The sequence below is a fragment of the Escherichia sp. WS1265 genome (assembly GCF_046487585.1).
GTDB classification, from domain to species: Bacteria; Pseudomonadota; Gammaproteobacteria; order Enterobacterales; family Enterobacteriaceae; genus Escherichia; species Escherichia coli.
Window position 1 is genome coordinate 200542 of record NZ_JBJQJE010000005.1, and the last position, 25042, is coordinate 225583.

The 25042-nt window shown below is 50.5% G+C and carries 25 protein-coding genes and 2 pseudogenes; 17 read left to right on the forward strand and 10 right to left on the reverse strand.

Annotated features, from left to right (window positions below):
* Nucleotides 1-38: 38 nt before the first annotated feature.
* Entirely contained in the window at nt 39-1061 is a 1023-nt protein-coding gene (lgoD, locus tag ACJHX3_RS07425; RefSeq protein WP_000106033.1) for an L-galactonate oxidoreductase, read from the reverse strand.
* A gap of 138 nt (nt 1062-1199) precedes the next feature.
* On the opposite strand from lgoD, the gene ACJHX3_RS07430 reads away from it, so the two are divergent.
* Together ACJHX3_RS07430 and ACJHX3_RS07435 are read left to right on the forward strand one after the other, a co-directional pair.
* On the forward strand, nt 1200-2114 hold the full coding sequence (locus tag ACJHX3_RS07430) for a GntR family transcriptional regulator (protein ID WP_000091572.1): 915 nt from the start codon (nt 1200-1202) through the stop codon (nt 2112-2114).
* A 214-nt stretch (nt 2115-2328) separates the two neighbouring features.
* A complete protein-coding gene (locus ACJHX3_RS07435) occupies nt 2329-3690 on the forward strand; it encodes an MFS transporter (RefSeq protein ID WP_000410144.1) in 1362 nt (453 codons plus the stop codon).
* A gap of 48 nt (nt 3691-3738) precedes the next feature.
* Here ACJHX3_RS07435 and tsr read toward each other — a convergent pair whose 3' ends face one another.
* Nucleotides 3739-5403, reverse strand: coding sequence for a methyl-accepting chemotaxis protein (gene tsr, locus ACJHX3_RS07440; protein ID WP_000919540.1), 1665 nt, complete (start codon nt 5401-5403; stop codon nt 3739-3741).
* Between the two features lie 376 nt (nt 5404-5779).
* Between tsr and btsT the strand changes: the two genes are divergently transcribed.
* The 3 genes from btsT to yjiA are packed head-to-tail and all read left to right on the forward strand — an operon-like array spanning nt 5780 to nt 9150.
* The gene (gene btsT, locus ACJHX3_RS07445) at nt 5780-7930 is read left to right on the forward strand and encodes a pyruvate/proton symporter BtsT (protein ID WP_001340937.1); all 2151 of its coding nucleotides are present in this window, start codon (nt 5780-5782) and stop codon (nt 7928-7930) included.
* Between the two features lie 49 nt (nt 7931-7979).
* Nucleotides 7980-8183 carry a YbdD/YjiX family protein gene (locus tag ACJHX3_RS07450; RefSeq protein ID WP_000467859.1) on the forward strand — a complete coding sequence of 68 codons (204 nt, stop codon included), beginning with the start codon at nt 7980-7982 and terminating at the stop codon, nt 8181-8183.
* 10 nt (nt 8184-8193) lie between these two features.
* Complete coding sequence (yjiA, locus tag ACJHX3_RS07455) at nt 8194-9150, forward strand: GTPase (RefSeq protein WP_001297640.1); 957 nt, start codon at nt 8194-8196, stop codon at nt 9148-9150.
* 33 nt (nt 9151-9183) lie between these two features.
* Here yjiA and ACJHX3_RS07460 read toward each other — a convergent pair whose 3' ends face one another.
* The 3 genes and pseudogenes from ACJHX3_RS07460 to ACJHX3_RS07470 all read right to left on the reverse strand — a co-directional run bounded on the left by ACJHX3_RS07460 (nt 9184) and on the right by ACJHX3_RS07470 (nt 10655).
* Entirely contained in the window at nt 9184-9486 is a 303-nt protein-coding gene (locus tag ACJHX3_RS07460; RefSeq protein WP_000063160.1) for a BrnA antitoxin family protein, read from the reverse strand.
* Nucleotides 9473-9760, reverse strand: coding sequence for a BrnT family toxin (locus tag ACJHX3_RS07465; protein WP_001297643.1), 288 nt, complete (start codon nt 9758-9760; stop codon nt 9473-9475). The genes ACJHX3_RS07460 and ACJHX3_RS07465 overlap by 14 nt, the downstream gene beginning before the upstream one ends.
* 198 nt (nt 9761-9958) lie before the next feature.
* A pseudogene (locus ACJHX3_RS07470) lies at nt 9959-10655 on the reverse strand (IS1 family transposase).
* 313 nt (nt 10656-10968) lie between these two features.
* Between ACJHX3_RS07470 and mdtM the strand changes: the two are divergent.
* The 7 genes from mdtM (at nt 10969) to ACJHX3_RS07505 (ending at nt 17991) form a co-directional block, all read left to right on the forward strand.
* Nucleotides 10969-12201 (forward strand): multidrug efflux MFS transporter MdtM, encoded by a 1233-nt coding sequence (mdtM, locus tag ACJHX3_RS07475; protein ID WP_094321723.1) that lies wholly within the window; start codon nt 10969-10971, stop codon nt 12199-12201.
* A 40-nt stretch (nt 12202-12241) separates the two neighbouring features.
* Complete coding sequence (locus ACJHX3_RS07480; protein ID WP_094308607.1) at nt 12242-13522, forward strand: DUF445 domain-containing protein; 1281 nt, start codon at nt 12242-12244, stop codon at nt 13520-13522.
* 115 nt (nt 13523-13637) lie between these two features.
* A complete protein-coding gene (locus ACJHX3_RS07485; protein ID WP_001324743.1) occupies nt 13638-14789 on the forward strand; it encodes a double-cubane-cluster-containing anaerobic reductase in 1152 nt (383 codons plus the stop codon).
* A 9-nt stretch (nt 14790-14798) separates the two neighbouring features.
* Nucleotides 14799-15566, forward strand: a complete 768-nt coding sequence (gene yjiL, locus ACJHX3_RS07490; RefSeq protein WP_001297641.1) for a putative 2-hydroxyacyl-CoA dehydratase activator YjiL — start codon at nt 14799-14801, stop codon at nt 15564-15566.
* Nucleotides 15563-15820 (forward strand): DUF3343 domain-containing protein, encoded by a 258-nt coding sequence (locus ACJHX3_RS07495; protein WP_000666413.1) that lies wholly within the window; start codon nt 15563-15565, stop codon nt 15818-15820. Before yjiL ends, ACJHX3_RS07495 begins: the two co-directional genes overlap by 4 nt.
* Nucleotides 15821-15884: 64 nt before the next feature.
* Nucleotides 15885-16745: an SdiA-regulated domain-containing protein gene (locus ACJHX3_RS07500; protein ID WP_001317601.1), complete on the forward strand. Its 861-nt coding sequence runs from the start codon at nt 15885-15887 to the stop codon at nt 16743-16745.
* A gap of 67 nt (nt 16746-16812) precedes the next feature.
* Nucleotides 16813-17991 carry an MFS transporter gene (locus ACJHX3_RS07505; RefSeq protein WP_001139966.1) on the forward strand — a complete coding sequence of 393 codons (1179 nt, stop codon included), beginning with the start codon at nt 16813-16815 and terminating at the stop codon, nt 17989-17991.
* Nucleotides 17992-18003: 12 nt separating this feature from the next.
* On the opposite strand, the gene kptA is transcribed toward ACJHX3_RS07505, so the two are convergent.
* A complete protein-coding gene (gene kptA, locus ACJHX3_RS07510) occupies nt 18004-18558 on the reverse strand; it encodes an RNA 2'-phosphotransferase (protein WP_001151855.1) in 555 nt (184 codons plus the stop codon).
* Nucleotides 18559-18807: 249 nt separating this feature from the next.
* Between kptA and ACJHX3_RS07515 the strand changes: the two genes are divergently transcribed.
* The 4 genes from ACJHX3_RS07515 (at nt 18808) to hypT (ending at nt 22110) form a co-directional block, all read left to right on the forward strand.
* Nucleotides 18808-19491, forward strand: coding sequence for a nucleoside recognition domain-containing protein (locus tag ACJHX3_RS07515; RefSeq protein ID WP_001317600.1), 684 nt, complete (start codon nt 18808-18810; stop codon nt 19489-19491).
* The gene (locus ACJHX3_RS07520; RefSeq protein ID WP_000211957.1) at nt 19488-19949 is read left to right on the forward strand and encodes a YjiG family protein; all 462 of its coding nucleotides are present in this window, start codon (nt 19488-19490) and stop codon (nt 19947-19949) included. The genes ACJHX3_RS07515 and ACJHX3_RS07520 overlap by 4 nt, the downstream gene beginning before the upstream one ends.
* A gap of 12 nt (nt 19950-19961) precedes the next feature.
* A complete protein-coding gene (gene iadA / locus ACJHX3_RS07525) occupies nt 19962-21134 on the forward strand; it encodes a beta-aspartyl-peptidase (RefSeq protein ID WP_000568416.1) in 1173 nt (390 codons plus the stop codon).
* A gap of 64 nt (nt 21135-21198) precedes the next feature.
* The gene (gene hypT, locus ACJHX3_RS07530; protein ID WP_000340758.1) at nt 21199-22110 is read left to right on the forward strand and encodes a hypochlorite stress DNA-binding transcriptional regulator HypT; all 912 of its coding nucleotides are present in this window, start codon (nt 21199-21201) and stop codon (nt 22108-22110) included.
* Here the strand turns inward: hypT and iraD are convergent.
* The 3 genes from iraD to ytiD form a co-directional block, all read right to left on the reverse strand.
* Nucleotides 22103-22495 carry an anti-adapter protein IraD gene (iraD, locus tag ACJHX3_RS07535; RefSeq protein ID WP_000986215.1) on the reverse strand — a complete coding sequence of 131 codons (393 nt, stop codon included), beginning with the start codon at nt 22493-22495 and terminating at the stop codon, nt 22103-22105. The two genes, hypT and iraD, sit on opposite strands and share 8 nt — an antisense overlap.
* Nucleotides 22492-22575, reverse strand: a complete 84-nt coding sequence (idlP, locus tag ACJHX3_RS07540; RefSeq protein ID WP_120795393.1) for an iraD leader peptide IdlP — start codon at nt 22573-22575, stop codon at nt 22492-22494. The genes iraD and idlP overlap by 4 nt, the downstream gene beginning before the upstream one ends.
* Nucleotides 22576-22690: 115 nt before the next feature.
* Nucleotides 22691-22834 carry a protein YtiD gene (gene ytiD, locus ACJHX3_RS07545; RefSeq protein ID WP_001329085.1) on the reverse strand — a complete coding sequence of 48 codons (144 nt, stop codon included), beginning with the start codon at nt 22832-22834 and terminating at the stop codon, nt 22691-22693.
* A 368-nt stretch (nt 22835-23202) separates the two neighbouring features.
* On the opposite strand from ytiD, the pseudogene ACJHX3_RS07550 reads away from it, so the two are divergent.
* Nucleotides 23203-23953 (forward strand): annotated as a pseudogene (locus ACJHX3_RS07550) (DUF2686 family protein).
* 140 nt (nt 23954-24093) lie between these two features.
* On the opposite strand, the gene uxuR reads toward ACJHX3_RS07550, so the two are convergent.
* Nucleotides 24094-24867, reverse strand: a complete 774-nt coding sequence (gene uxuR / locus ACJHX3_RS07555) for a Uxu operon transcriptional regulator (protein WP_000833686.1) — start codon at nt 24865-24867, stop codon at nt 24094-24096.
* Between the last annotated feature and the right edge of the window lie 175 nt (nt 24868-25042).

Sequence of the window (25042 nt, forward strand, 5' to 3'; positions counted from 1 at the left end):
CCCGGACGCTGCATGGCAACTTTAATAATCTCGCCTTATCAGAAAGTAATTACACCCTTAATCAACTCACGATTGTTAATCACATCGCGCTCGTAGGTTTCTGCCAGCGTGGCGAACGGATAGCGATGGGTTAACATCATGTCAGCAGTGATTTTTCCTTCCGCCATCAGTCGACCGACTTTAGCAAAATCTTCCGGCGTGGCGTTGCGGCTACCCATCATCGTCGTTTCTTTTTTATGGAATTCCGGATCGGAGAACTGCAACTCACCTTTAAACAGGCCGACAAATACCACCGTGCCGCCGTGACGAATCAAATTCACGGTGTTATTCATCGCATGTTGATTACCTGTCGCGTCGATCACTTTCTGCGCCAGCGAACCACCAAACTGCGCCCGCAGCTGCGCGTCAAAATCTTCGGCTGACGGGTCCAGCACGGGCAACTCCAGACGCGTTGCCACATGTTCACGGCGCGCTGGACTGGTATCCGCCACCACCACCTGTGCGCCATCAGCTTTAGCGATTGCCGCCGCGCCCAGACCGATTGGCCCCGCCCCGACCACCAGCACCTGCTCGCCGGGAGCAATGGCTGCGCGACGCACCGCATGAGCGCTAATAGCGAAAGGTTCAATCAATGCGGCCGCCTGCGGGTCAATACCGTCTGCGGGCAAAATGTTCGCCACCGGCACGCTCAAATACTCACTAAAACCGCCATCCTGATGCACGCCAATGACTGAAATTTTTTCACAGCAATTGGTACGCCCGCTTTTACACGCCGGGCATTGCTGACAGGCAACATAAGGGATCACAGCAACTTGCTGACCATTTTTAAGATCAGCAATATTTTTACCCAGCCCAACAATCTCCCCACATATTTCATGGCCTAAAACACGTGGATAACTAAAAAATGGTTGATTTCCACCCCAGGCATGAATATCGGTACCGCAAATCCCGACAGACTTAATTTTTATTAATGCTTCATTGTCACCCGGAATAGGTATCTCGCGTTGTTTCCAGACTAATTCTTTCGGCTGCTGGCAAATTAAAACATTCATCGTAGACATGATTCGGCTCTCCATTTTTTGTTGCCTTAGATATCAATGAAAATGAAAAATGGCAGCGGAACGGAAAATCTGTTTTGTGAAAACACACGCATAAAAATGTTTTAAATCGGGTTTTAATGGACTCACAAGGAGGAAAATATGAGTCGTTCACAAAATTTACGCCACAATGTGATTAACCAGGTCATTGATGATATGGCGCGGGGTCATATCCCTTCCCCACTTCCATCGCAAAGTGCGCTGGCGGAAATGTACAACATCAGCCGCACTACAGTGCGTCATATTCTCAGCCACTTACGCGAATGCGGCGTCTTAACGCAGGTTGGAAACGACTATGTGATTGCGCGTAAACCTGACCATGATGACGGTTTCGCCTGTACTACCGCTTCAATGAGTGAACAAAACAAAGTGTTTGAGCAGGCTTTTTTCACGATGATAAACCAGCGCCAGTTACGCCCTGGGGAAACTTTTTCTGAACTGCAACTGGCTCGGGCCGCGGGTGTCAGCCCGGTTGTAGTAAGAGAATATCTTTTAAAATTCGGCCGTTATAATCTTATTCAAAGCGAAAAGCGCGGCCAGTGGAGCATGAAGCAATTCGATCAATCCTACGCCGAGCAGCTGTTTGAACTACGCGAAATGCTCGAAACACATTCACTTCAGCACTTTCTCAACCTGCCTGATCATGATCCCCGCTGGCTGCAGGCGAAAACCATGCTCGAACGTCATCGGCTACTGCGTGACAACATCGGCAATAGCTTTCGCATGTTCTCGCAACTTGACAGAGATTTTCACTCCTTACTGCTTTCAGCTGCCGACAATATCTTTTTTGATCAATCTCTTGAGATCATCTCAGTCATCTTTCATTTTCACTATCAATGGGACGAAAGCGATCTTAAACAGCGCAATATCATTGCCGTCGATGAGCATATGACCATTCTCAGCGCTCTGATTTGCCGCAGTGACCTTGATGCCACCCTTGCGCTCCGTAACCATTTGAATTCAGCTAAACAATCAATGATTCGATCCATTAATGAGAACACGCGTTATGCTCATTAAGTACGGATTAAAAACAGCAAACTATTAGCGGGTGCACGGTTTTATTAAAAGATAAATACCGGGAAATTCCCGCTTACCTATGCTCACAATCAGTCGACTAAAAATGTTTTTGTGAGCGGTAGTAAAGTCCTAAAACTTTAACCTGCCGTTAATGTCAACCTTGCGTAATGCACAATTACGTAAACAATTAAAATTATAAATACAGGAGTCCGGCGTGGAAAAAGAAAATATCACCCTCGATCCGCGTTCTTCATTTACTCCATCTTCGTCGGCAGATATTCCCGTGCCACCAGATGGATTAGTTCAACGCAGTACCCGAATTAAACGCATTCAAACCACCGCCATGTTGTTATTATTTTTTGCGGCGGTAATCAATTATCTCGACCGCAGTTCGCTGTCGGTAGCAAATTTAACGATTCGTGAAGAATTGGGATTAAGTGCCACCGAAATCGGCGCTTTGCTCTCCGTGTTTTCACTCGCTTACGGGATTGCGCAACTTCCTTGCGGCCCACTATTGGATCGTAAAGGCCCACGCCTGATGCTGGGACTGGGGATGTTCTTCTGGTCACTGTTCCAGGCCATGTCTGGCATGGTGCACAGCTTTACGCAGTTCGTGTTGGTGCGTATCGGTATGGGGATTGGTGAAGCGCCGATGAACCCATGTGGCGTAAAAGTCATTAACGACTGGTTCAACATCAAAGAGCGCGGACGCCCGATGGGCTTCTTCAACGCAGCTTCTACCATTGGCGTTGCCGTAAGCCCACCGATTCTGGCGGCGATGATGCTGGTGATGGGCTGGCGTGGGATGTTTATTACCATTGGTGTGCTGGGGATTTTTCTCGCCATTGGCTGGTATATGCTCTATCGCAACCGCGAGCACGTAGAACTGACTGCCGTTGAACAAGCTTATCTCAATGCAGGTAGCGTCAATGCCCGCCGAGATCCGCTCAGTTTTGCCGAATGGCGCAGCCTGTTCCGTAACCGCACAATGTGGGGAATGATGCTCGGATTCAGTGGCATCAACTACACTGCGTGGCTGTATCTGGCCTGGCTTCCTGGTTACCTGCAAACAGCCTATAACCTGGATTTAAAAAGCACAGGGTTGATGGCGGCTATCCCTTTCCTGTTTGGGGCTGCCGGGATGCTGGTCAACGGTTACGTTACTGACTGGCTGGTCAAAGGGGGAATGGCTCCGATTAAAAGCCGTAAGATCTGCATTATTGCCGGGATGTTCTGTTCTGCCGCCTTTACGCTGGTCGTACCGCAAGCGACAACATCCATGACGGCGGTTCTGCTGATTGGCATGGCACTGTTCTGTATTCACTTTGCCGGAACATCCTGCTGGGGCTTGATCCACGTCGCAGTTGCTTCTCGCATGACGGCGTCGGTGGGCAGTATCCAGAACTTTGCCAGCTTCATCTGCGCCTCTTTTGCGCCGATCATTACTGGTTTTATTGTTGATACCACCCACTCATTCCGTCTGGCACTAATCATCTGCGGTTGCGTCACCGCAGCGGGAGCACTGGCGTACATCTTCCTGGTTCGTCAGCCGATCAACGACCCGCGTAAAGATTAAACTCCCTATGCCCGATAACATTTTGCTTATCGGGCATTTTTATGGCGATTAAAACGTTTCCCAGTTCTCCCCGCTATCTGCCACTGCCATTTTACGCGGCGTAGCTGGCGTCACGTTTTTTACCACAGCCGATGTTTCACGCTGCTGTTGCTGCTGTTGCTGAATCCGGAACACTGCCACAGCTTCGGTCAGGCGACTGGCCTGCTCTTCCAGCGCGGCGGCGGCAGCGGCAGATTCTTCCACCAGCGCAGCGTTCTGTTGAGTTACCCGGTCCATCTCAGCAACCGCTAAGCCAACCTGATCGATACCACGGCTCTGCTCATCAGAAGCAGAAGCAATTTCGCCCATAATGTCCGTCACGCGGGTCACGGCACTGACAATCTCCGCCATTGTTTCCCCTGCGCTTTCGACCAGCGTAGAGCCAACATCTACTTTCCCCACCGAGTCTTCAATCAGGCTTTTAATTTCACGAGCCGCCTGAGCGCTGCGCTGAGCCAGATTACGCACTTCACCCGCGACCACCGCAAAACCGCGCCCTTGCTCACCCGCGCGCGCTGCTTCAACCGCCGCGTTCAAAGCCAGAATATTGGTCTGGAAGGCAATGCCGTCAATTACGCTGATAATATCGGCGATTTTCTGCGAACTGGTGGAGATATCGCGCATGGTCTGTACTACGTTATCCACCACTTTGCCGCCGCGTTGCGCCGTTTCAGAAGCACTTAACGCCAGATGGCTGGCCTGACGCGCATTCTCGGCGTTCTGTTTCACCGTTGCGGTCAGTTGCTCCATGCTGGCTGCCGTCTCTTCCAGCGAAGCGGCCTGTTGCTCGGTGCGCGAAGAGAGATCGTTATTGCCGGTGGCGATTTCGCTGGCACCGCTATAGATGGCATTGGCCCCGTTGCGCACATCACCGACGGTACGCATCAGCTCTCCCTGCATATGGCGCAAACTCTCTGCCAGTTGCCCCATCTCATTAGAGCCATCCACCTCAATCGGTTTCACCAGATCGCCGCCTGCAATATGACGAATGCTGTCAATCAGGCGATTCATTGGCGCTACCAGCGAGGCTTTAATACCGAACCAGACGGCGAAGATGACCGCCAGTACGACGATCATCACGCCCACCAGAATCCACATCGCCTGGCTGTAGGAGGCATTGTTATCGCTGACGGCGATATCATAGAGCCGATCGTCTTGCTCCATGTAAGCTACATACTGCTTCTCGAAACCGTCCTGATATCCCTGGGTCGGCTGATCAAAGAACTCGTTGATTTTGCCTGCACCTAATAGTTGGATCAGCTCCGCCAGCGCATTGTGATAAATATCGTAATTACGTTTGATCTCTGCCGCTGCGGCGGTGCTCTGACGCGGGTCACGCGGCAACGCTTCGTAATCCGCCCAGTTTTTTTCCGCCTGTTTCAGCGAAATACTGGCACTCTGCATCAGCTCAGCAACGGTTGAACCGCTACCAATATTATTCTGATCCATCATGTAGCGGATACCCGCGCGGTTGAGGGTGTTACGCGTCTGCAACAACGCGACCCAGCTGCCATTCAGCGTGGATTGCTGCTGGCGAATGGTTTGTAAAACAGTGAAATTTTCTTTGTCATTCTTTAAGGCATTAAAGAACAGACCGCCTGATGTCAGTTGTAAAAGGCCAAAAACGGCCAAAACCAGCAGTAAGCTGGTCACAATTTTGATACGTTTTAACATAGTTTCTCTTTCCTGTGGACCGATGCAAGATTTTCGGCCTGGAAAGGAAAAACTTTATGAATATCCCGCGGAGATTACGCCGAGTAATTTTATTCACACTCTGAATTTAAAAAGCCATTATTTACATAAATTATTCACAATATAAATATGTGATATGAATCACATATTTATCGTCACTTAAACGACGCCTTTGCCGCTCAACCGCAAAACTGACCGCTTACATCCCTAAAATAACCACTCAGTTATTTACCTTACTTTACGCGCGCGTAACTCTGGCAACATCACTACAGGATAGCGGTCAATTTACCTCCTCAAACGCAACGCAAACCTAGAACGGCTTCGGCCAACTATTAATCAATACATGCCAGGTTTTACTATGGATACTAAAAAGATATTCAAGCACATACCCTGGGTGATTCTCGGAATCATCGGTGCATTCTGCCTCGCGGTAGTTGCATTACGTCGGGGGGAGCACGTCAGCGCCCTGTGGATCGTGGTCGCCTCTGTATCGGTGTATCTGGTGGCGTATCGCTACTACAGTCTGTACATCGCCCAGAAGGTGATGAAACTCGACCCCACGCGCGCGACGCCTGCGGTTATTAACAACGACGGTCTGAACTACGTTCCGACCAACCGTTACGTGTTGTTTGGTCACCACTTCGCCGCTATCGCCGGTGCTGGTCCGCTGGTGGGTCCGGTTCTCGCCGCGCAGATGGGCTACCTGCCTGGCACGCTGTGGCTGCTGGCGGGGGTCGTGCTGGCCGGTGCGGTTCAGGACTTTATGGTGCTGTTTATCTCCTCTCGCCGTAATGGCGCATCTCTTGGTGAGATGATCAAAGAAGAGATGGGACCAGTACCGGGGACTATCGCGCTGTTTGGCTGTTTCTTAATCATGATCATCATCCTCGCCGTCCTGGCGCTGATTGTGGTTAAAGCCCTGGCCGAAAGTCCGTGGGGTGTCTTCACCGTTTGCTCAACCGTACCGATTGCGCTGTTTATGGGTATCTACATGCGCTTTATCCGTCCGGGGCGTGTGGGTGAAGTCTCTGTCATTGGTATCGTGCTGCTGGTTGCCTCTATCTACTTCGGTGGCGTGATTGCTCACGATCCGTACTGGGGTCCGGCACTGACCTTTAAAGACACCACCATTACCTTCGCGCTGATTGGCTATGCGTTTGTTTCCGCACTGCTGCCGGTGTGGCTGATCCTCGCACCGCGCGACTATCTGGCAACCTTCCTGAAAATCGGCGTTATCGTCGGCCTGGCGCTGGGTATCGTGGTGCTGAACCCGGAACTGAAAATGCCTGCGATGACCCAGTACATTGACGGTACTGGCCCGCTGTGGAAAGGCGCTCTGTTCCCGTTCCTGTTCATCACCATCGCCTGTGGTGCGGTATCTGGCTTCCACGCGCTGATCTCTTCCGGTACGACGCCGAAACTGCTGGCTAACGAAACCGACGCGCGTTTCATTGGCTACGGCGCAATGCTGATGGAGTCCTTCGTGGCGATTATGGCGCTGGTTGCTGCGTCCATCATCGAACCGGGTCTTTACTTCGCGATGAATACCCCGCCTGCGGGCCTTGGCATCACCATGCCTAACCTGCATGAAATGGGTGGCGAGAACGCGCCGCTCATCATGGCGCAGCTGAAAGACGTTACCGCACACGCGGCGGCGACCGTCAGCTCCTGGGGCTTCGTGATTTCGCCAGAGCAGATCCTGCAAACCGCGAAAGACATTGGTGAGCCTTCTGTCCTGAACCGTGCAGGTGGTGCGCCGACGCTGGCGGTAGGTATCGCTCATGTGTTCCACAAAGTGCTGCCGATGGCTGACATGGGCTTCTGGTATCACTTCGGTATTCTGTTCGAAGCCCTGTTCATCCTGACCGCGCTGGATGCGGGTACCCGTTCTGGCCGCTTTATGCTGCAAGACCTGCTGGGTAACTTCATCCCGTTCCTGAAAAAAACCGACTCTCTGGTTGCCGGTATCATCGGTACTGCGGGCTGTGTGGGTCTGTGGGGCTACCTGCTGTATCAGGGCGTGGTCGATCCGCTGGGCGGCGTTAAGAGCCTGTGGCCGCTGTTCGGTATCTCCAACCAGATGCTGGCAGCCGTAGCGCTGGTACTGGGCACCGTTGTGCTGATTAAGATGAAGCGCACCCAATACATCTGGGTAACTGTTGTTCCGGCTGTATGGCTGCTTATCTGCACCACCTGGGCGCTGGGTCTGAAACTGTTCAGCACCAACCCGCAGATGGAAGGCTTCTTCTACATGGCAAGCCAGTACAAAGAGAAGATTGCTAACGGTACTGACCTGACGGCGCAGCAGATTGCCAACATGAACCACATCGTTGTGAACAACTACACCAACGCGGGCCTGAGTATTCTGTTCCTGATTGTGGTGTACAGCATCATCTTCTACGGTTTCAAAACCTGGCTTGCGGTGCGTAACAGCGACAAACGTACTGACAAAGAAACACCGTACGTTCCAATCCCGGAAGGCGGCGTGAAGATCTCTTCGCACCACTAACCGTGTTTAGCCCCGCTTCGGCGGGGCTTTGTTCTTATCAGAGTGAACTATGTTTGGTAACTTAGGACAGGCAAAAAAATATCTCGGCCAGGCGGCAAAGATGTTGATTGGCATTCCAGACTACGACAACTACGTCGAGCATATGAAGACCAACCATCCCGACAAGCCGTACATGAGCTATGAAGAATTCTTCCGCGAACGCCAGAACGCGCGCTACGGCGGCGATGGTAAAGGCGGTATGCGCTGTTGTTAATGGAGAGAGCATGAACCCGATTGCAGTTACCCTACTCACCGGTTTTTTAGGCGCGGGAAAAACCACCCTGCTGCGCCATATTCTTAACGAACAACACGGCTACAAGATTGCCGTGATTGAAAACGAATTCGGCGAAGTCTCCGTTGATGATCAACTAATTGGCGACCGCGCCACGCAGATCAAAACGCTGACCAACGGCTGCATCTGCTGTTCGCGCTCCAACGAGCTGGAAGACGCACTACTCGACCTGCTGGATAATCTCGACAAGGGCAATATTCAGTTTGACCGTCTGGTCATTGAATGCACCGGCATGGCCGATCCCGGCCCGATTATTCAGACCTTTTTCTCCCATGAGATTTTATGCCAGCGTTACCTGCTGGACGGTGTGATTGCGCTGGTGGATGCGGTACATGCCGACGAGCAGATGAACCAGTTCACCATCGCCCAGTCCCAGGTTGGCTACGCCGACCGTATTCTGCTGACCAAAACCGACGTCGCAGGCGAAGCAGAAAAACTGCGTGAACGCCTGGCGCGCATCAACGCCCGTGCACCGGTCTACACCGTCACCCACGGCGACATCGACCTGGGCCTGCTGTTCAACACCAACGGTTTTATGCTGGAAGAGAACGTCGTCAGCACCAAACCGCGTTTCCACTTTATCGCGGATAAACAAAACGATATTTCGTCGATTGTGGTGGAACTGGATTACCCGGTAGATATCAGCGAAGTTTCCCGGGTGATGGAAAACCTGCTTCTGGAATCGGCAGATAAACTGCTGCGTTACAAAGGGATGCTGTGGATTGACGGCGAACCTAACCGCCTGCTGTTCCAGGGCGTCCAGCGCCTCTACAGCGCCGACTGGGACCGCCCGTGGGGCGATGAAAAACCACATAGCACAATGGTGTTTATCGGGATTCAGTTGCCGGAGGAAGAGATTCGGGCAGCGTTTGCGGGGTTGAGGAAGTAATTTTGGATGATGGCCGCCATGTGGCGGCCTGAATTATTTTTTGTTCTGATCGCGCAGCATCGCTTCACGTAAAATTGCGTTCAGGCGAGTTTGATAGCCTTTACCTGGTCGCTTCAACCATTCCATCACATCAGCATCAATACGCACCGAAGCCTGAGTTTTCAATGGCCGATAAAACTTACCGCGTTCGGCGTTAGACCATTGCTCATCGCTGGAAGGTGGGATATCACTGTAATCAATATCTTCGTCGGATTTATTCGTCAGCGCCTTCAGTTCGGCCTCATGCTGCACATCGAGTGTAGAGGAGGTCCCTCGTTTATGTTTAACCATGCTCATAGCGATTCCTCTCTTTACGATCTGCTTTTCGTGCACTGATGATTCGAATAATTTCATTTCCGCTTTCGAAACGGATGGTATGCGCAACCAGAATAACCACGATGCCGTAAACCAGGCCGATTGTCTGCCAGCGATACTCACCGTTTTCTATGCGTTCTTGCTGTGACAAATGTTGTGGATCATCAAACAATAACACCGCATCTTCAAAGCGGATGCCATGTTTCACCCGATTACTTTTGGCCTTGTTTTCATCCCATTCAAACTCCATTGGCATAATTGCCATCCCTAATTGTATATACAAAAATGTATCTACAATTATTCTGCAATTATAGCGTTGATGTTGGAAATAGCATCACGTTTCGAATAATCAACCATGAAATTGACAATGAGTAAGTTGGACTTGATTCATCCAATAGAATTTCTCGCCTGACATGGCACACTAAACACCTCGCTGTCGGGTAATGACTCCAACTTACTGATAGTGTTTTATGTTCAGATAATACCCGATGACCTTGTCATGCAGCTCCACCGATTTTGAGAACGACAGTGACTTCCGTCCCAGCCTTGCCAGATGTTGTCTCAGATTCAGATTATGTCGCTCAATGCGCTGAGTGTAACGCTTGCTGATAACGTGCAGCTTTCCCTTCAGGCGTGATTCATACAGCGGCCAGCCATCCGTCATCTATACTACGACCTCAAAGGCCGACAGCAGGCTCAGAAGACGCTCCAGTGTGGCCAGAGTGCGTTCACCGAAGACGTGGCCACAACCGTCCTCCGTATCCTGTCATACGCGTAAAACAGCCAGCGCTGACGTGATTTAGCACCGACGTAGCCCCAATGTTCGTCCATTTCAGCGCAGATAATCACATCACTGCCCGGTTGTATGCGCGAGGTTACCGACTGCGGCCTGAGTTTTTTAAGTGACGTAAAACCGTGTTGAGGCCAACGCCCATAATGCGTGCACTGGCGCGACATCCGACGCCATTCATGGCCATATCAATGATTTTCTGGTGCGTACCGGGCTGAGAGGCGGTGTAAGTGAACTGCAGTTGCCATGTTTTACGGCAATGAGAGCAGAGATAGCGCTGATGTCCGGCAGTGCTTTTGCCGTTACGCACCACGCCTTCAGTAGCGGAGCAGGAAGGACATCTGATGGAAATGGAAGCCACGCAAGCACCTTAAAATCACCATCATACACTAAATCAGTAAGTTGGCAGCATTACCAAATTTTAATTACACTTAAGGTGTATATTTTCTATGCAAGCCATCAATTAAAGAGGTGTAATGTGCTGATGACTATTTGTAATCGTTATACATTCTGACCTGGAGTCAGAAGGTATTTCTCTGTCTGTGTATTCGCAGGCAGTGTGGTTGATTACATGAAATTCAGTACATTTGTCCTTCTCGCCTGCCTTTCGTCATTACCGACGGTATTGAATTTCGTTTTCCCCATTGGGTTCTCCGGACAAGGAGTTGTTTGTTATGCCACGTTTTTTTGCCCGCCATGCCGCCACGCTGTTTTTCCCGATGGCGTTGATTTTGTATGACTTTGCTGCGTATCTGTCGACGGACCTGATCCAGCCAGGGATCATTAATGTGGTCCGTGATTTTAATGCCGATGTCAGTCTGGCCCCGGCTGCCGTCAGTCTCTATCTCGCTGGAGGCATGGCATTGCAGTGGCTGCTGGGGCCGCTTTCCGACAGGGTTGGCCGCAGGCCGGTGCTGATTACCGGGGCGCTAATATTTACCCTTGCCTGCGCTGCGACAATGTTCACAACGTCTATGACACAGTTTCTTATCGCGCGTGCAATTCAGGGCACCAGTATCTGTTTTATTGCCACCGTTGGTTATGTCACGGTGCAGGAGGCGTTCGGACAGACAAAAGGGATCAAGTTGATGGCGATTATCACCTCCATCGTACTGATTGCGCCGATTATTGGCCCGCTTTCCGGCGCAGCTCTGATGCACTTTGTGCACTGGAAAGTCCTTTTTGCCATCATTGCGGTTATGGGTTTTATCTCATTTGTTGGCTTACTGCTGGCGATGCCAGAGACGGTGAAGCGCGGCGCGGTTCCATTTAGCGCCAAAAGCGTCTTGCGCGATTTTCGTAATGTCTTTTGCAATCGGCTGTTCCTCTTTGGCGCAGCAACCATCTCTTTAAGCTATATCCCCATGATGAGTTGGGTGGCTGTCTCGCCGGTGATCCTGAACGACGCGGGCGGCTTAACAACTTCGCAGTTCGCCTGGACACAGGTTCCGGTGTTCGGCGCGGTGATTGTCGCGAATGCCATCGTGGCGCGTTTCGTTAAAGATCCGACCGAACCGCGCTTTATCTGGCGTGCCGTACCCCTTCAACTGGTTGGCCTCGCGCTGTTGATTATCGGCAATCTGCTGTCACCGCACGTCTGGCTGTGGTCGGTGCTGGGCACCAGTCTGTATGCTTTCGGGATTGGTTTGATTTTCCCGACCTTATTCCGCTTTACGCTGTTTTCCAATAACTTACCGAAAGGGACCGTCTCCGCATCGCTGAATATGGTGATCCTGATGGTGATGTCTGTCTCGGTCGAAATCGGCCGCTGGCTGTGGTTTAACAGCGGTCGCTTGCCGTTTCATCTGTTAGCCGTTGTGGCAGGCGTTATCGTCGTTTTCACCCTGGCCGGATTGCTTAATCGCGTGCGCCAACATCAGGCTGCCGAGCTGGCGGAGGAGCGGTGATTTTTGCGCGATCCTGCCGTCAGGCTCTATTCTTAACATTATGAATAAACTCATTGAACTCAGACGCGCCAAAATGTTGGCGCTCTCTTTACTGCTTATCGCCGCTGCTACCTTTGTCATTACGCTGTTTTTGCCGCCCAATTTTTGGGTGAGCGGCGTGAAGGCGATTGCTGAAGCGGCGATGGTCGGCGCGCTGGCGGACTGGTTTGCGGTGGTGGCGCTGTTTCGCCGCGTGCCGATTCCGATCATTTCTCGTCATACGGCGATTATTCCGCGTAATAAAGACCGGATTGGCGAAAATCTCGGCCAGTTCGTGCAGGAAAAATTTCTCGATACCCAATCGCTGGTGGCATTGATTCGACGTCACGAACCGGCGTTGTTGATTGGCAACTGGTTTAGTCAGCCAGAAAACGCCCGCCGCGTTGGTCAGCATCTGTTGCAGATCATGAGCGGTTTTCTTGAACTAACCGATGATGCGCGTATTCAGCGCCTGCTTAAGCGCGCGGTCCACCGGGCGATTGATAAAGTCGATCTTTCTGGCACCAGTGCGTTGATGCTGGAGAGTATGACTAAAAACGATCGTCATCAGGTGCTGCTGGATACGCTGATCGCACAGTTGATCGCCCTTCTCCAGCGCGATAAATCGCGCAAGTTTATTGCCCAGCAAATTGTTCGCTGGCTGGAGAGCGAGCATCCACTGAAAGCCAAAATTTTGCCCACTGAATGGCTGGGCGAACATAGCGCGGAGTTGGTTTCTGACGCGGTGAATTCTTTGCTTGATGATATCAGCCGCGATCGTGCGCATCAGATCCGCCATGCGTTTGATCGCGCTACCTTCGCCCTGATCGAGAAACTGAAAAACGATCCGGAAATGGCGGCGCGAGCCGATGCCGTAAAAAGCTATCTGAAAGAAGATGAAGCTTTTAACCGCTATCTCAGTGAATTGTGGGGGGATTTACGGGAATGGCTGAAAGCGGATATCAACAGTGAAGATTCTCGTGTGAAAGAACGTATCGCGCGGGCTGGTCAATGGTTTGGCGAAACGTTAATTGCCGATGATGCCTTGCGGGCGTCGTTAAATGGTCATCTGGAACAAGCCGCACACCGCATTGCGCCTGAGTTTTCCGCATTCCTGACTCGCCATATCAGCGACACGGTAAAAAGCTGGGACGCACGGGACATGTCGCGGCAAATCGAGTTAAATATCGGCAAAGATCTCCAGTTTATCCGTGTCAACGGTACGCTGGTTGGCGGTTGTATTGGACTTATTTTGTATTTGCTGTCGCAGCTCCCGGCCTTGTTCCCCCTCGGCAATTTATAGAAATCCATGAAAAACTAAGTGGCTAACCGCGAGAGAGATCAAATAAACCACACTAAAAGAATGGTAATAATGTGGCCTCTTTTCATTATCTCCCGTGGTACGGGGAAGGAAAATCATGTCACTTGTCACCGATCTACCCGCCATTTTCGATCAGTTCTCTGAAGCTCGCCAGAAAGGCTTTCTCACCGTCATGGATCTCAAGGAGCGCGGCATTCCGCTGGTTGGCACCTACTGCACCTTTATGCCGCAAGAGCTCCCGATGGCAGCCGGTGCGGTTGTGGTTTCGCTATGTTCCACCTCTGATGAAACCATTGAAGAAGCCGAGAAAGATCTGCCGCGCAACCTCTGCCCGCTGATTAAAAGCAGCTACGGCTTCGGCAAAACCGATAAATGCCCCTACTTCTACTTTTCTGATCTGGTGGTCGGTGAAACCACCTGCGACGGCAAAAAGAAAATGTATGAATACATGGCGGAGTTTAAGCCCGTTCATGTGATGCAACTGCCAAACAGCGTTAAGGACGATGCCTCGCGTGCATTATGGAAAGCCGAGATACTGCGCTTGCAAAAAACGGTAGAAGAACGTTTTGGGCACGAGATTAGCGAAGATGCTCTGCGCGATGCCATTGCGCTGAAAAACCGCGAACGTCGCGCACTGGCAAACTTTTATCATTTGGGGCAGTTAAATCCTCCAGCGCTTAGCGGCAGCGACATTCTGAAAGTAGTCTACGGCGCAACCTTCCGGTTCGATAAAGAGGCGTTGATCAATGAACTGGATGCAATGACCGCCCGCGTTCGTCAGCAGTGGGAAGAAGGCCAGCGACTGGACCCGCACCCACGTATTTTAATCACCGGCTGCCCAATTGGCGGCGCAGCAGAGAAAGTGGTGCGCGCGATTGAAGAGAATGGCGGCTGGGTTGTCGGTTATGAAAACTGCACCGGGGCGAAAGCCACCGAGCAATGCGTGGCGGAAACGGGTGATGTGTACGACGCGCTGGCGGATAAATATCTGGCGATTGGCTGCTCCTGTGTTTCGCCGAACGATCAGCGCCTGCAAATGCTCAGCCAGATGGTTGAAGAATATCAGGTCGATGGCGTAGTTGATGTGATTTTGCAGGCGTGCCATACCTACGCGGTGGAATCGCTGGCGATTAAACGTCATGTGCGCCAGCAGCACAACATTCCTTATATCGCTATTGAAACAGACTACTCCACCTCGGATGTCGGGCAGCTCAGCACCCGTGTCGCGGCCTTTATTGAGATGCTGTAAGGAGTGGCAGTGACATATTCGATTGGCATTGATTCCGGCTCAACCGCCACCAAAGGGATCTTACTGGCTGACGGCGTGATTACGCGCCGTTTCCTCGTTCCAACACCCTTTCGCCCGGCAACAGCAATTACTGAAGCCTGGGAAACTCTGCGCGAAGGGTTAGAGACAACGCCGTTTCTGACGCTCACCGGCTACGGACGGCAACTGGTGGATTTTGCCGATAAACAAGTGACGGAAATCTCCTGTCACGGGCTGGGCGCACGGTTTCTTGAGCCAGCAACGCGCGCGGTAATCGACATCGGTGGTCAGGACAGCAAAGTGATTCAGCTTGATGATGACGGTAACCTGTGCGATTTCCTGATGAATGACAAATGCGCGGCGGGCACCGGGCGTTTCCTGGAGGTGATCTCGCGCACGCTTGGCACCAGCGTCGAGCAACTCGACAGCATTACCGAAAATGTCATACCGCACGCCATCACGAGTATGTGCACAGTGTTTGCTGAATCAGAAGTGATCAGCCTGCGCTCTGCGGGCGTAGCGCCAGAAGCGATTCTCGCCGGAGTGATTAACGCGATGGCGCGGCGGAGCGCCAATTTCATTGCTCGTCTCTCCTGTGAAGCGCCGATTCTGTTTACTGGTGGCGTTAGCCACTGTCAAAGGTTTACCCACATGCTGGAAAGCCATCTGGGAATGCCGGTACAAACTCACCCTGATGCGCAATTCGCTGGTGCAATTGGCGCGGCGGTGATCGGTCAGCGGCAGAGAAAACGCGCATGAAAGAGTATCTGTTTTTATTTCACTCCACGGTCGGCGTCATACAAACCCGCAAGGCGTTGCAGGCAGCGGGCATGACTTTTCGCGTCAGCGATATTCCCCGTGATTTACGCGGCGGCTGCGGGTTATGCATTTGGCTGACCTGTCCGCCTGGCGAGGAAATTCAATGGGTGATCCCTGGGCATACGGAATCAGTTTATTGTCAGCAGGATGGTGGCTGGCGCTGCATTGCACATTACGGGATTTCTCCGCGTTAAGGATTCATTAAGATCGCTACGTATACTTCTCGATATCTTATTGATTTGCCTTAAAGGGATTACCGTGACAAAAAGTATTTCGTTAAGTAAACGCATCTTCGTTATTGTGATTCTTTTTGTCATTGTGGCAGTGTGTACTTTCTTCGTGCAATCTTGCGCCCGTAAAAGCAATCATGCAGCATCATTTCAGAATTACCACGCCACCATTGACGGCAAAGAAATTGCAGGCATAACGAATAATATCTCTTCGCTGACCTGGTCGGCACAAAGCAATACTCTTTTTAGCACTATCAACAAACCTGCCGCCATTGTTGAAATGACCACCAATGGCGATTTGATCCGCACAATTCCTCTGGATTTTGTTAAGGATCTCGAGACGATCGAATACATTGGCGATAATCAGTTTGTCATTAGCGATGAGCGCGATTATGCCATTTATGTGATTTCACTGACCCCAAACTCGGAAGTAAAAATCCTCAAAAAAATAAAAATCCCGCTGCAGGAATCCCCAACCAATTGCGGTTTTGAAGGATTGGCCTATTCTCGCCAGGATCACACTTTCTGGTTTTTTAAAGAGAAAAACCCGATTGAGGTCTACAAAGTTAACGGGCTGTTAAGTAGCAATGAATTGCACATCAGCAAAGACAAGGCACTACAACGGCAATTTACTTTAGATGATGTGTCCGGCGCAGAATTTAACCAACAAAAAAATACGCTTCTGGTGCTGTCTCATGAATCTCGCGCACTCCAGGAAGTAACGCTGGCTGGCGAGGTTATAGGTGAAATGTCACTAACCAAAGGCAGTCGAGGTTTGTCGCATAACATCAAACAGGCCGAAGGGGTTGCGATGGATGCCTCAGGTAATATTTATATCGTTAGCGAACCAAATCGTTTTTATCGCTTTACCCCTCAATCATCGCATTAACAGGCTGGCATGTTTCACCTTTTTGTTATTAACTTGTTAACAACAAAAATGACAAACAAGGTTAAACATGCCTTCGCCCTCGCATCCCGTAGAACGCTTTTCTTTCAGCACCGCGCTTTTCGGGATGCTGGTTCTGACCTTAGGTATGGGTTTAGGCCGCTTCCTTTATACGCCTATGTTGCCCGTCATGATGGCGGAAGGATCGTTTTCATTTAGCCAGCTCTCGTGGATTGCCAGCGGCAACTATGCGGGGTATCTGGCTGGCAGTCTGCTATTTTCGTTTGGCGCATTTCACCAGCCATCGCGCCTGCGCCCATTTCTGTTGGCTTCTGCCCTGGCGAGCGGGTTGTTGATCCTCGCAATGGCATGGTTGCTGCCATTTATTCTGGTGTTATTGATTCGCGTCCTGGCGGGTGTCGCCAGCGCCGGTATGCTGATTTTTGGTTCGACGCTGATTATGCAGCACACGCGCCATCCTTTTGTGCTGGCAGCTTTGTTTTCTGGCGTTGGCATTGGCATCGCACTGGGCAATGAATATGTTCTGGCAGGCCTGCATTTTGACCTCTCCTCGCAAACGTTATGGCAAGGCGCCGGGGCGCTTTCTGGCATGATGCTGATTGCACTTACGCTTTTAATGCCCTCGAAAAAACACGCCATCACACCAATGCCATTGGCAAAAACGGAGCAACAGATAATGAGCTGGTGGTTACTGGCTATTCTGTACGGCCTGGCGGGATTTGGTTATATCATCGTCGCGACTTACCTGCCGCTCATGGCGAAAGATGCAGGCTCACCATTGTTAACCGCCCATCTCTGGACGTTAGTCGGCTTATCAATTGTGCCTGGTTGCTTTGGCTGGCTATGGGCAGCAAAACGTTGGTGGGCTTTGCCCTGCCTGACGGCGAATTTGCTGGTGCAGGCTATCTGTGTGCTGCTTACTCTCGCCAGCGACTCGCCTCTCTTGCTTATCATCAGCAGTCTTGGTTTTGGCGGTACCTTTATGGGCACGACATCTCTGGTGATGACTATCGCCCGCCAACTGAGCGTACCGGGAAATCTCAATCTTTTAGGCTTTGTGACGCTCATTTACGGCATTGGACAAATCCTCGGCCCGGCGCTGACCAGTATGCTCGGCAATGGAACATCGGCGCTTGCCGGCGCCACTCTCTGCGGCGCGGCGGCGTTGTTTATTGCTGCGCTTATCAGCACAGTACAATTATTTAAGCTGCAAGTGGTCACTTCATGAGGAGTGTTTCCCTTACCACTCAAGAAATTCGACCGCAACCGTTGATGTCAGCCAGACCCCGTTTTCCGCTTGCCAGAAAGGGAGGCCTCGTTTCGCCATTTCCTGTGCTTTGACGGTTAAAATAACCGGCGATCCGTGTCTTGCTCCCACTTTGCGTGCCGTTGCTTCATCAGCAGAGAGATGTACGTAGTGACGCTCACCTGCAATCAGCCCCTGTTTTTTTATCTCGTCAAGGAAACGGCTTGCCGTACCGTGGTAGAGAAACTGTGGCGGTGTTTTTTCGGCAAAGGAAATAGCGACCTGCGAAGTCGAATGCCCCTGAACCGCGCGGATGCACCTACCATCACTGGAATAACTAAAACGCTTTTTATCGCTCGTGGCAACCACGGTATCCAGCAATGCACGGGTTAACCGCTTGCCCGCTTTTTGGGCACAAAGTATGAGCTTATCGATATCCGCCCATCCTTCACGGTCCAGTACGATACCAATCGCCTCCGGTTTGTGTCGGAGGACAAAACTTAAAAACTTGCTCGTATCCGCCAGCTCTTTTTCGTTGTACTTTGCCATCGCGTTTTCGTCCCTGGATTATCTGTTTTTTATTTACTATGTCATTGTCACTGGGTTTATGAATTTTCTGCAACTCAATCCTGCGTAGAACCTTTTCCACACAGCGTAATTTTACCGCTATGCAAAAAACGCATAGTCAGAAACATACTTGCATTTTCCCCATACCCACATCGCTGATAAGGTTTTTCAGCTCCAGGAATTTTCCTGGCTCAAGCAACACACAAACACAAAAAAACAATGGGGATTGTTATGACACAACAAGGGGATGCTGTAGCCGGGGAGCTGGCGACAGAAAAAGTGGGCATTAAAGGGTATCTGGCTTTTTTTCTCACCATAATCTTTTTTTCCGGTGTTTTTTCCGGGACAGACAGTTGGTGGCGCGTTTTTGATTTTTCCGTTCTGAACGGATCGTTTGGGCAACTGCCTGGTGCGAACGGAGCCACCACCTCGTTTCGCGGCGCGGGTGGCACGGGGGCTAAAGATGGCTTTCTCTTTGCGCTGGAGCTGGCACCGTCAGTCATTCTCTCTCTGGGGATTATTTCAATTACCGATGGTCTTGGCGGATTACGCGCCGCGCAGCAGTTAATGACGCCAGTGCTAAAACCGTTGTTGGGCATTCCAGGGATCTGCTCGCTGGCGCTGATCGCTAACCTGCAAAACACCGATGCCGCCGCAGGTATGACCAAAGAGCTGGCGCAGGAAGGTGAAATTACCGAACGCGATAAAGTGATTTTCGCCGCATATCAAACCAGCGGTAGCGCCATTATCACCAACTACTTCTCTTCCGGCGTCGCGGTGTTTGCCTTTCTGGGCACGTCCGTAATCGTACCTTTAGCAGTCATCCTGGTGTTTAAATTTGTCGGAGCCAACATTTTGCGCGTCTGGCTTAACTTCGAAGAACGTCGCAACCCAACGCAAGGAGCGCAAGCATGACAACTCAGGTCCGCAAAAACATCATGGATATGTTTATCGATGGTGCGCGCCGTGGCTTTACTATCGCCACGACCAACCTGCTGCCAAACGTGGTGATGGCGTTTGTCATCATTCAGGCGCTGAAAATTACCGGCCTGCTCGACTGGGTGGGGCATATCTGTGAACCCGTAATGGCGCTGTGGGGATTACCCGGTGAAGCGGCAACCGTCCTTTTAGCCGCATTAATGAGTATGGGTGGCGCAGTCGGTGTTGCCGCCAGTCTGGCAACCGCTGGCGCATTAACCGGTCACGATGTCACCGTTTTACTGCCCGCGATGTATTTAATGGGCAACCCGGTGCAAAATGTCGGTCGCTGCCTGGGGACAGCCGAAGTGAATGCCAAATATTACCCGCATATCATTACGGTCTGCGTGATTAACGCATTGCTGTCGATCTGGGTTATGCAGCTTATTGTTTAACAAGGAGTTACCATGATTGATTATACCGCAGCCGGTTTTACCCTGCTGCAGGGAGCGCATTTGTATGCGCCGGAAGATCGGGGAATTTGCGATGTCCTCGTCGCTAACGGCAAAATTATCGCCGTTGCCAGTAATATCCCTTCTGACATTGTACCGGACTGCACGGTTGTCGATCTCAGCGGGCAGATCCTCTGCCCAGGTTTTATTGATCAACACGTCCATTTGATTGGCGGTGGCGGCGAAGCAGGTCCCACGACGCGCACGCCGGAAGTGGCGTTAAGTCGTCTGACGGAAGCAGGCGTCACGTCAGTGGTTGGTCTGCTGGGCACCGACTCTATCTCTCGCCACCCGGAATCCCTGCTCGCCAAGACCCGTGCGCTCAATGAAGAAGGCATCAGCGCCTGGATGCTGACCGGCGCTTATCATGTCCCTTCCCGCACTATTACGGGTTCCGTGGAAAAAGACGTGGCGATTATCGATCGCGTGATTGGCGTGAAATGCGCCATCTCTGATCACCGTTCTGCCGCACCGGACGTTTATCACCTGGCTAATATGGCGGCGGAATCCCGCGTTGGCGGTTTGCTCGGCGGTAAACCTGGCGTCACCGTGTTCCACATGGGCGACAGCAAAAAGGCGTTACAGCCTGTCTATGACCTGCTGGAAAACTGCGATGTGCCGATTAGCAAGTTGCTGCCGACCCACGTTAACCGCAACGTTCCGTTGTTTGAGCAGGCGCTGGAGTTCGCGCGCAAAGGCGGCACCATCGATATCACCAGCAGCATTGACGAACCAGTCGCCCCTGCCGAAGGTATTGCCCGCGCCGTTCAGGCGGGTATTCCGCTGGCACGCGTCACCCTCAGCTCCGACGGCAACGGTAGCCAGCCGTTCTTCGATGACGAAGGGAATTTAACCCATATCGGTGTTGCCGGTTTTGAAACGTTGCTGGAAACCGTGCAGGTGCTGGTCAAAGATTATGATTTCAGTATCAGCGATGCCCTGCGCCCGCTCACCAGTAGCGTAGCCGGTTTCCTTAACCTGAGCGGGAAAGGCGAAATTCTGCCAGGCAATGACGCAGACTTACTGGTCATGACGCCAGAATTACGCATTGAGCAGGTATACGCTCGCGGCAAGCTGATGGTCAAAGACGGCAAAGCCTGCGTGAAAGGAACGTTTGAAACGGCATAAACGGTTGTCAGCCGCCCGAATGGACGTAGAATGCCCGCAAGGGCGGCTGACAGAGTAAAACGTAATGGATGACTGTGGTGCGGTTTTGCATAATATTGAAACTAAATGGCTTTATGATTTTCTGACCCTGGAAAAATGCCGCAATTTTTCCCAGGCAGCAGTCAGTCGCAACGTCTCGCAACCGGCATTCAGCCGCCGCATCCGTGCGCTGGAACAGGCGATTGGCGTTGAATTGTTTAACCGCCAGGTGACGCCGCTGCAACTCTCGGAACAAGGTAAAATATTCCATTCGCAGATCCGCCATCTGTTGCAACAGTTAGAGAGCAACCTTGCAGAACTCCGTGGTGGCAGCGATTACGCGCAACGCAAAATTAAAATAGCCGCTGCACACTCTCTTTCCCTCGGGCTGTTACCGTCCATTATCAGCCAGATGCCGCCGCTCTTTACCTGGGCAATTGAAGCTATTGATGTCGATGAAGCGGTCGATAAACTGCGTGAAGGGCAAAGTGACTGTATTTTTTCCTTTCACGACGAAGATTTGCTGGAAGCGCCGTTTGACCACATTCGCTTATTTGAATCTCAATTGTTCCCCGTTTGCGCCAGTGACGAACACGGAGAAGCACTTTTTAACCTCGCGCAGCCACACTTTCCGTTACTGAATTACAGCCGCAACTCCTACATGGGGCGATTGATTAATCGCACCCTGACGCGCCACAGTGAGTTAAGTTTCAGCACCTTTTTTGTCTCTTCGATGAGCGAGCTTTTAAAGCAGGTTGCCCTCGACGGCTGTGGGATTGCCTGGCTACCGGAATACGCCATCCAACAAGAAATTCGCAGCGGGCAGCTCGTTGTACTGAATCGGGACGAACTGGTGATCCCGATTCAGGCCTATGCATACCGGATGAATACCCGCATGAATCCAGTTGCCGAACGCTTCTGGCGTGAACTGCGCGAGCTGGAGATTGTGCTTAGCTGACATTCTCCAGCGTCGCACTGCGCCAACCGCCATTATCCCAGACCAGATCAAACGTTAGCGATTCATCGTCGTGATACAGCATTATCTCAAGGCTGATCGCCAGAGTGTGGCAGTACGCTTCTTTCAAATTAACCTGCAACGCCGCAATCCGTGGCTCATGAAATAACAGTGCAGAACGCAGCTGACGGCAATACCAGCTCTGGAGATGTTTGTCGCTCGGGTTATGCACTTGCCACTCGGGCATGCCTGAAACAAGTAATGACGGTAATGCCGAATGAGGAGAATTAAAAAGAGTGAGGAGATCGCTGCATACTGATTTACGCAGCGGTGACGTTTTATTGCCTGAAATTTCAGGTAAAACAGCCTGAAGTGATTGGCGCATCATTTTGCGCACTCCTGACGTTTAGCAACATATGCGGCTTGCCCTGAACACCGGGCACCACTGTATTGATGCTCATTTTCCATAGCCATTCCCTTTTGTTCATTACATCCATGTCAGTCTGAGACAGGCCTGAATCCTGTCAGCAAAGTATAAAACCTTACTTGCCTATGAATATCTACTGACTTTTCAGGAAAAAAGTCATGATTTGATAAAAATCATCAAACTCAAAAAAAAACCGCTAGTATATTCTGAATATTCCGAATAGTTACGTAGATGAAAATACTTGTCACCACCGCTACTTAATTCCGGTGGGAAATTATTTATTTCCGCATAATCAGCTATGTATTATTTAAAACAATTAGTTTGTAAATAATATAAATTGATAACATATCAAATACATCAAAAATACCATTCACAGGCATTATTAATATAGACATCAATATAGCAACATCAAATTCCAATTAGTAATAAGATATGCTTTTAAATTGCATGCAAATAATTTTAAATGAGCGTTTTTTGATACTTTAGAGTGTTTCCCACCATTTAATATCACTGTGTAGAGTTGATATCACTACAACAGAAACATGCATGTCATTTGTTTACTTCTCTTTTTACCACAGAAAAATTTATCTATTTTTCTAAGCATCAGTGAAATACTCATAAAGGTAACTATTATGTCTATGCCATTAAGCAATGCCCTTCAGAGTTAAATTATTACATATAATCACTTCCTTCATCATCCAAAAGTCGACAGTGAGTTAACACGTAAACATGAACGTGCACGCATGGATACGGAAAATATCTATCTTCCGCCTCTTGCTCGTGGCAATAACCATAATTACGATGGAAAAAGCGTTGTCGAAATTAGAAAACTTGATATTAGTAAAGAGTCCTGGCCATTTAATTATGTGACAGAAACATGCAGAGAATTCAATGGTATTACAACAACAGGACGTATGCTCTATCGAAACTTGAAAATCACCTCAGCTTTAGACGAAATATATGGTGGTATATGTAAAAAGGCGCATGCTGCCACAGAGTTAGCAAAAGGATTACGGCTAAATTTATTTATGAAAGGCCCTTTCGATCCTGTTGAGGACTATACAGTTCATGAAATAACATTAGGCCCTGGTTGCAATGTTCCTAGTTATGCCGGAACCACGATAGGATATATTTCAACCCTTCCAGCTTCTCAGGCAAAAAGATGGACCAATGAGCAGCCAAGGATTGATATCTATATTGATCAGATAATGACGGTAACAGGGGTAGCAAATTCTTCCGGATTCGCCCTTGCCGCATTACTTAATGCTAATATTGAGTTGGGTAATGACCCAATAATTGGTATAGAAGCCTATCCCGGGTGATGAAAATGCACCACTCAAACGTATGACTCTGCAACCGTCATCTCTTCCAGAACTGTTTGAATTAAAAAATGGTGAATGGAATTATATTGGTAAATAACTACCAGGAAGAATGAGTACTAACATTCAGGTTATACAGATAGCTAAACAATCCCCTGCAATTTACAAAGTAATACTCATTGCGACTTCTTAATTTAAGAAAGCGCAAGGAACGTTTACCCTTGCGCTTATTATAATAAGTCAGGCGTCGACTTTATCCAGCGGCCATGAATCAAACAGATAGCCATCAAAATAAATATCGTCAACGTTCGAGAATTCCAGCAGACGTTGCTTAACGTTTTCCAGATGCTGCCACATTGCCAGCTTCGCCGCTCGGGCATCTTTTTTGATTAACGCGGCGAGGATCTGTTTGTGATCGCCCAACCACTCTTTGCGATACAGGCTGTCATCCAGATGGCTGTGCAACTGGATCCACATTGGATTGTTTTCCCGCCACTGCCAGGACTGACGGAACAGCTCCACCAGCATGCTGTTATGCGTTGCTTCGGCAATAGCGAGATGGAACTGCATGTCACCGCTTTCGCTGCTGCCCGGCGCACTGGAAGCCAGTTCACGCTCTTCCAGTTGCAATGCCTGACGCATTTTGACGATATCTTCGCGGGTAGCCTGCAGGGCGGCAAACTCGGCGATGTTGCTCTCAAGAAGCTGTCGCGCCTGCAACAGCTCAAAAGGACCCGCATCATTGCAAACGTTGGCATCCGGACTGTCTGTGTTGTGGCTGCCTGAGCTATCAAGAACATAGATACCGGCACCCCGGCGCACTTCCACCAGCCCTTTGATCTCCAGCATGATCAGCGCTTCACGTACCACCGTCCGCGTGACATCAAGCATTTCTGCAATTTCACGCTCCGGCGGCAACCGTTCGCCAGGATTGTACGGCGTCTTTATGATCAGATCGCGGATCATCGCCCCGACTTCCTGGTAAGGTCTTTGCGCAGAGGTGGCAGATTTCATGGTGTTGTGTCCGTTAGGTGCGGTTAATCAAATTTTTGCCGGATGCGGCGTGAACGCCTTATCCGGCCTACAACGGGCAATTTTACGGCACCCGTTAATCTCAAACTATACCATTAGCACTGGAAGTTGGCACGTACAGGTGGGCAAAAAAACGAAAACTGGTCAACCAAATATC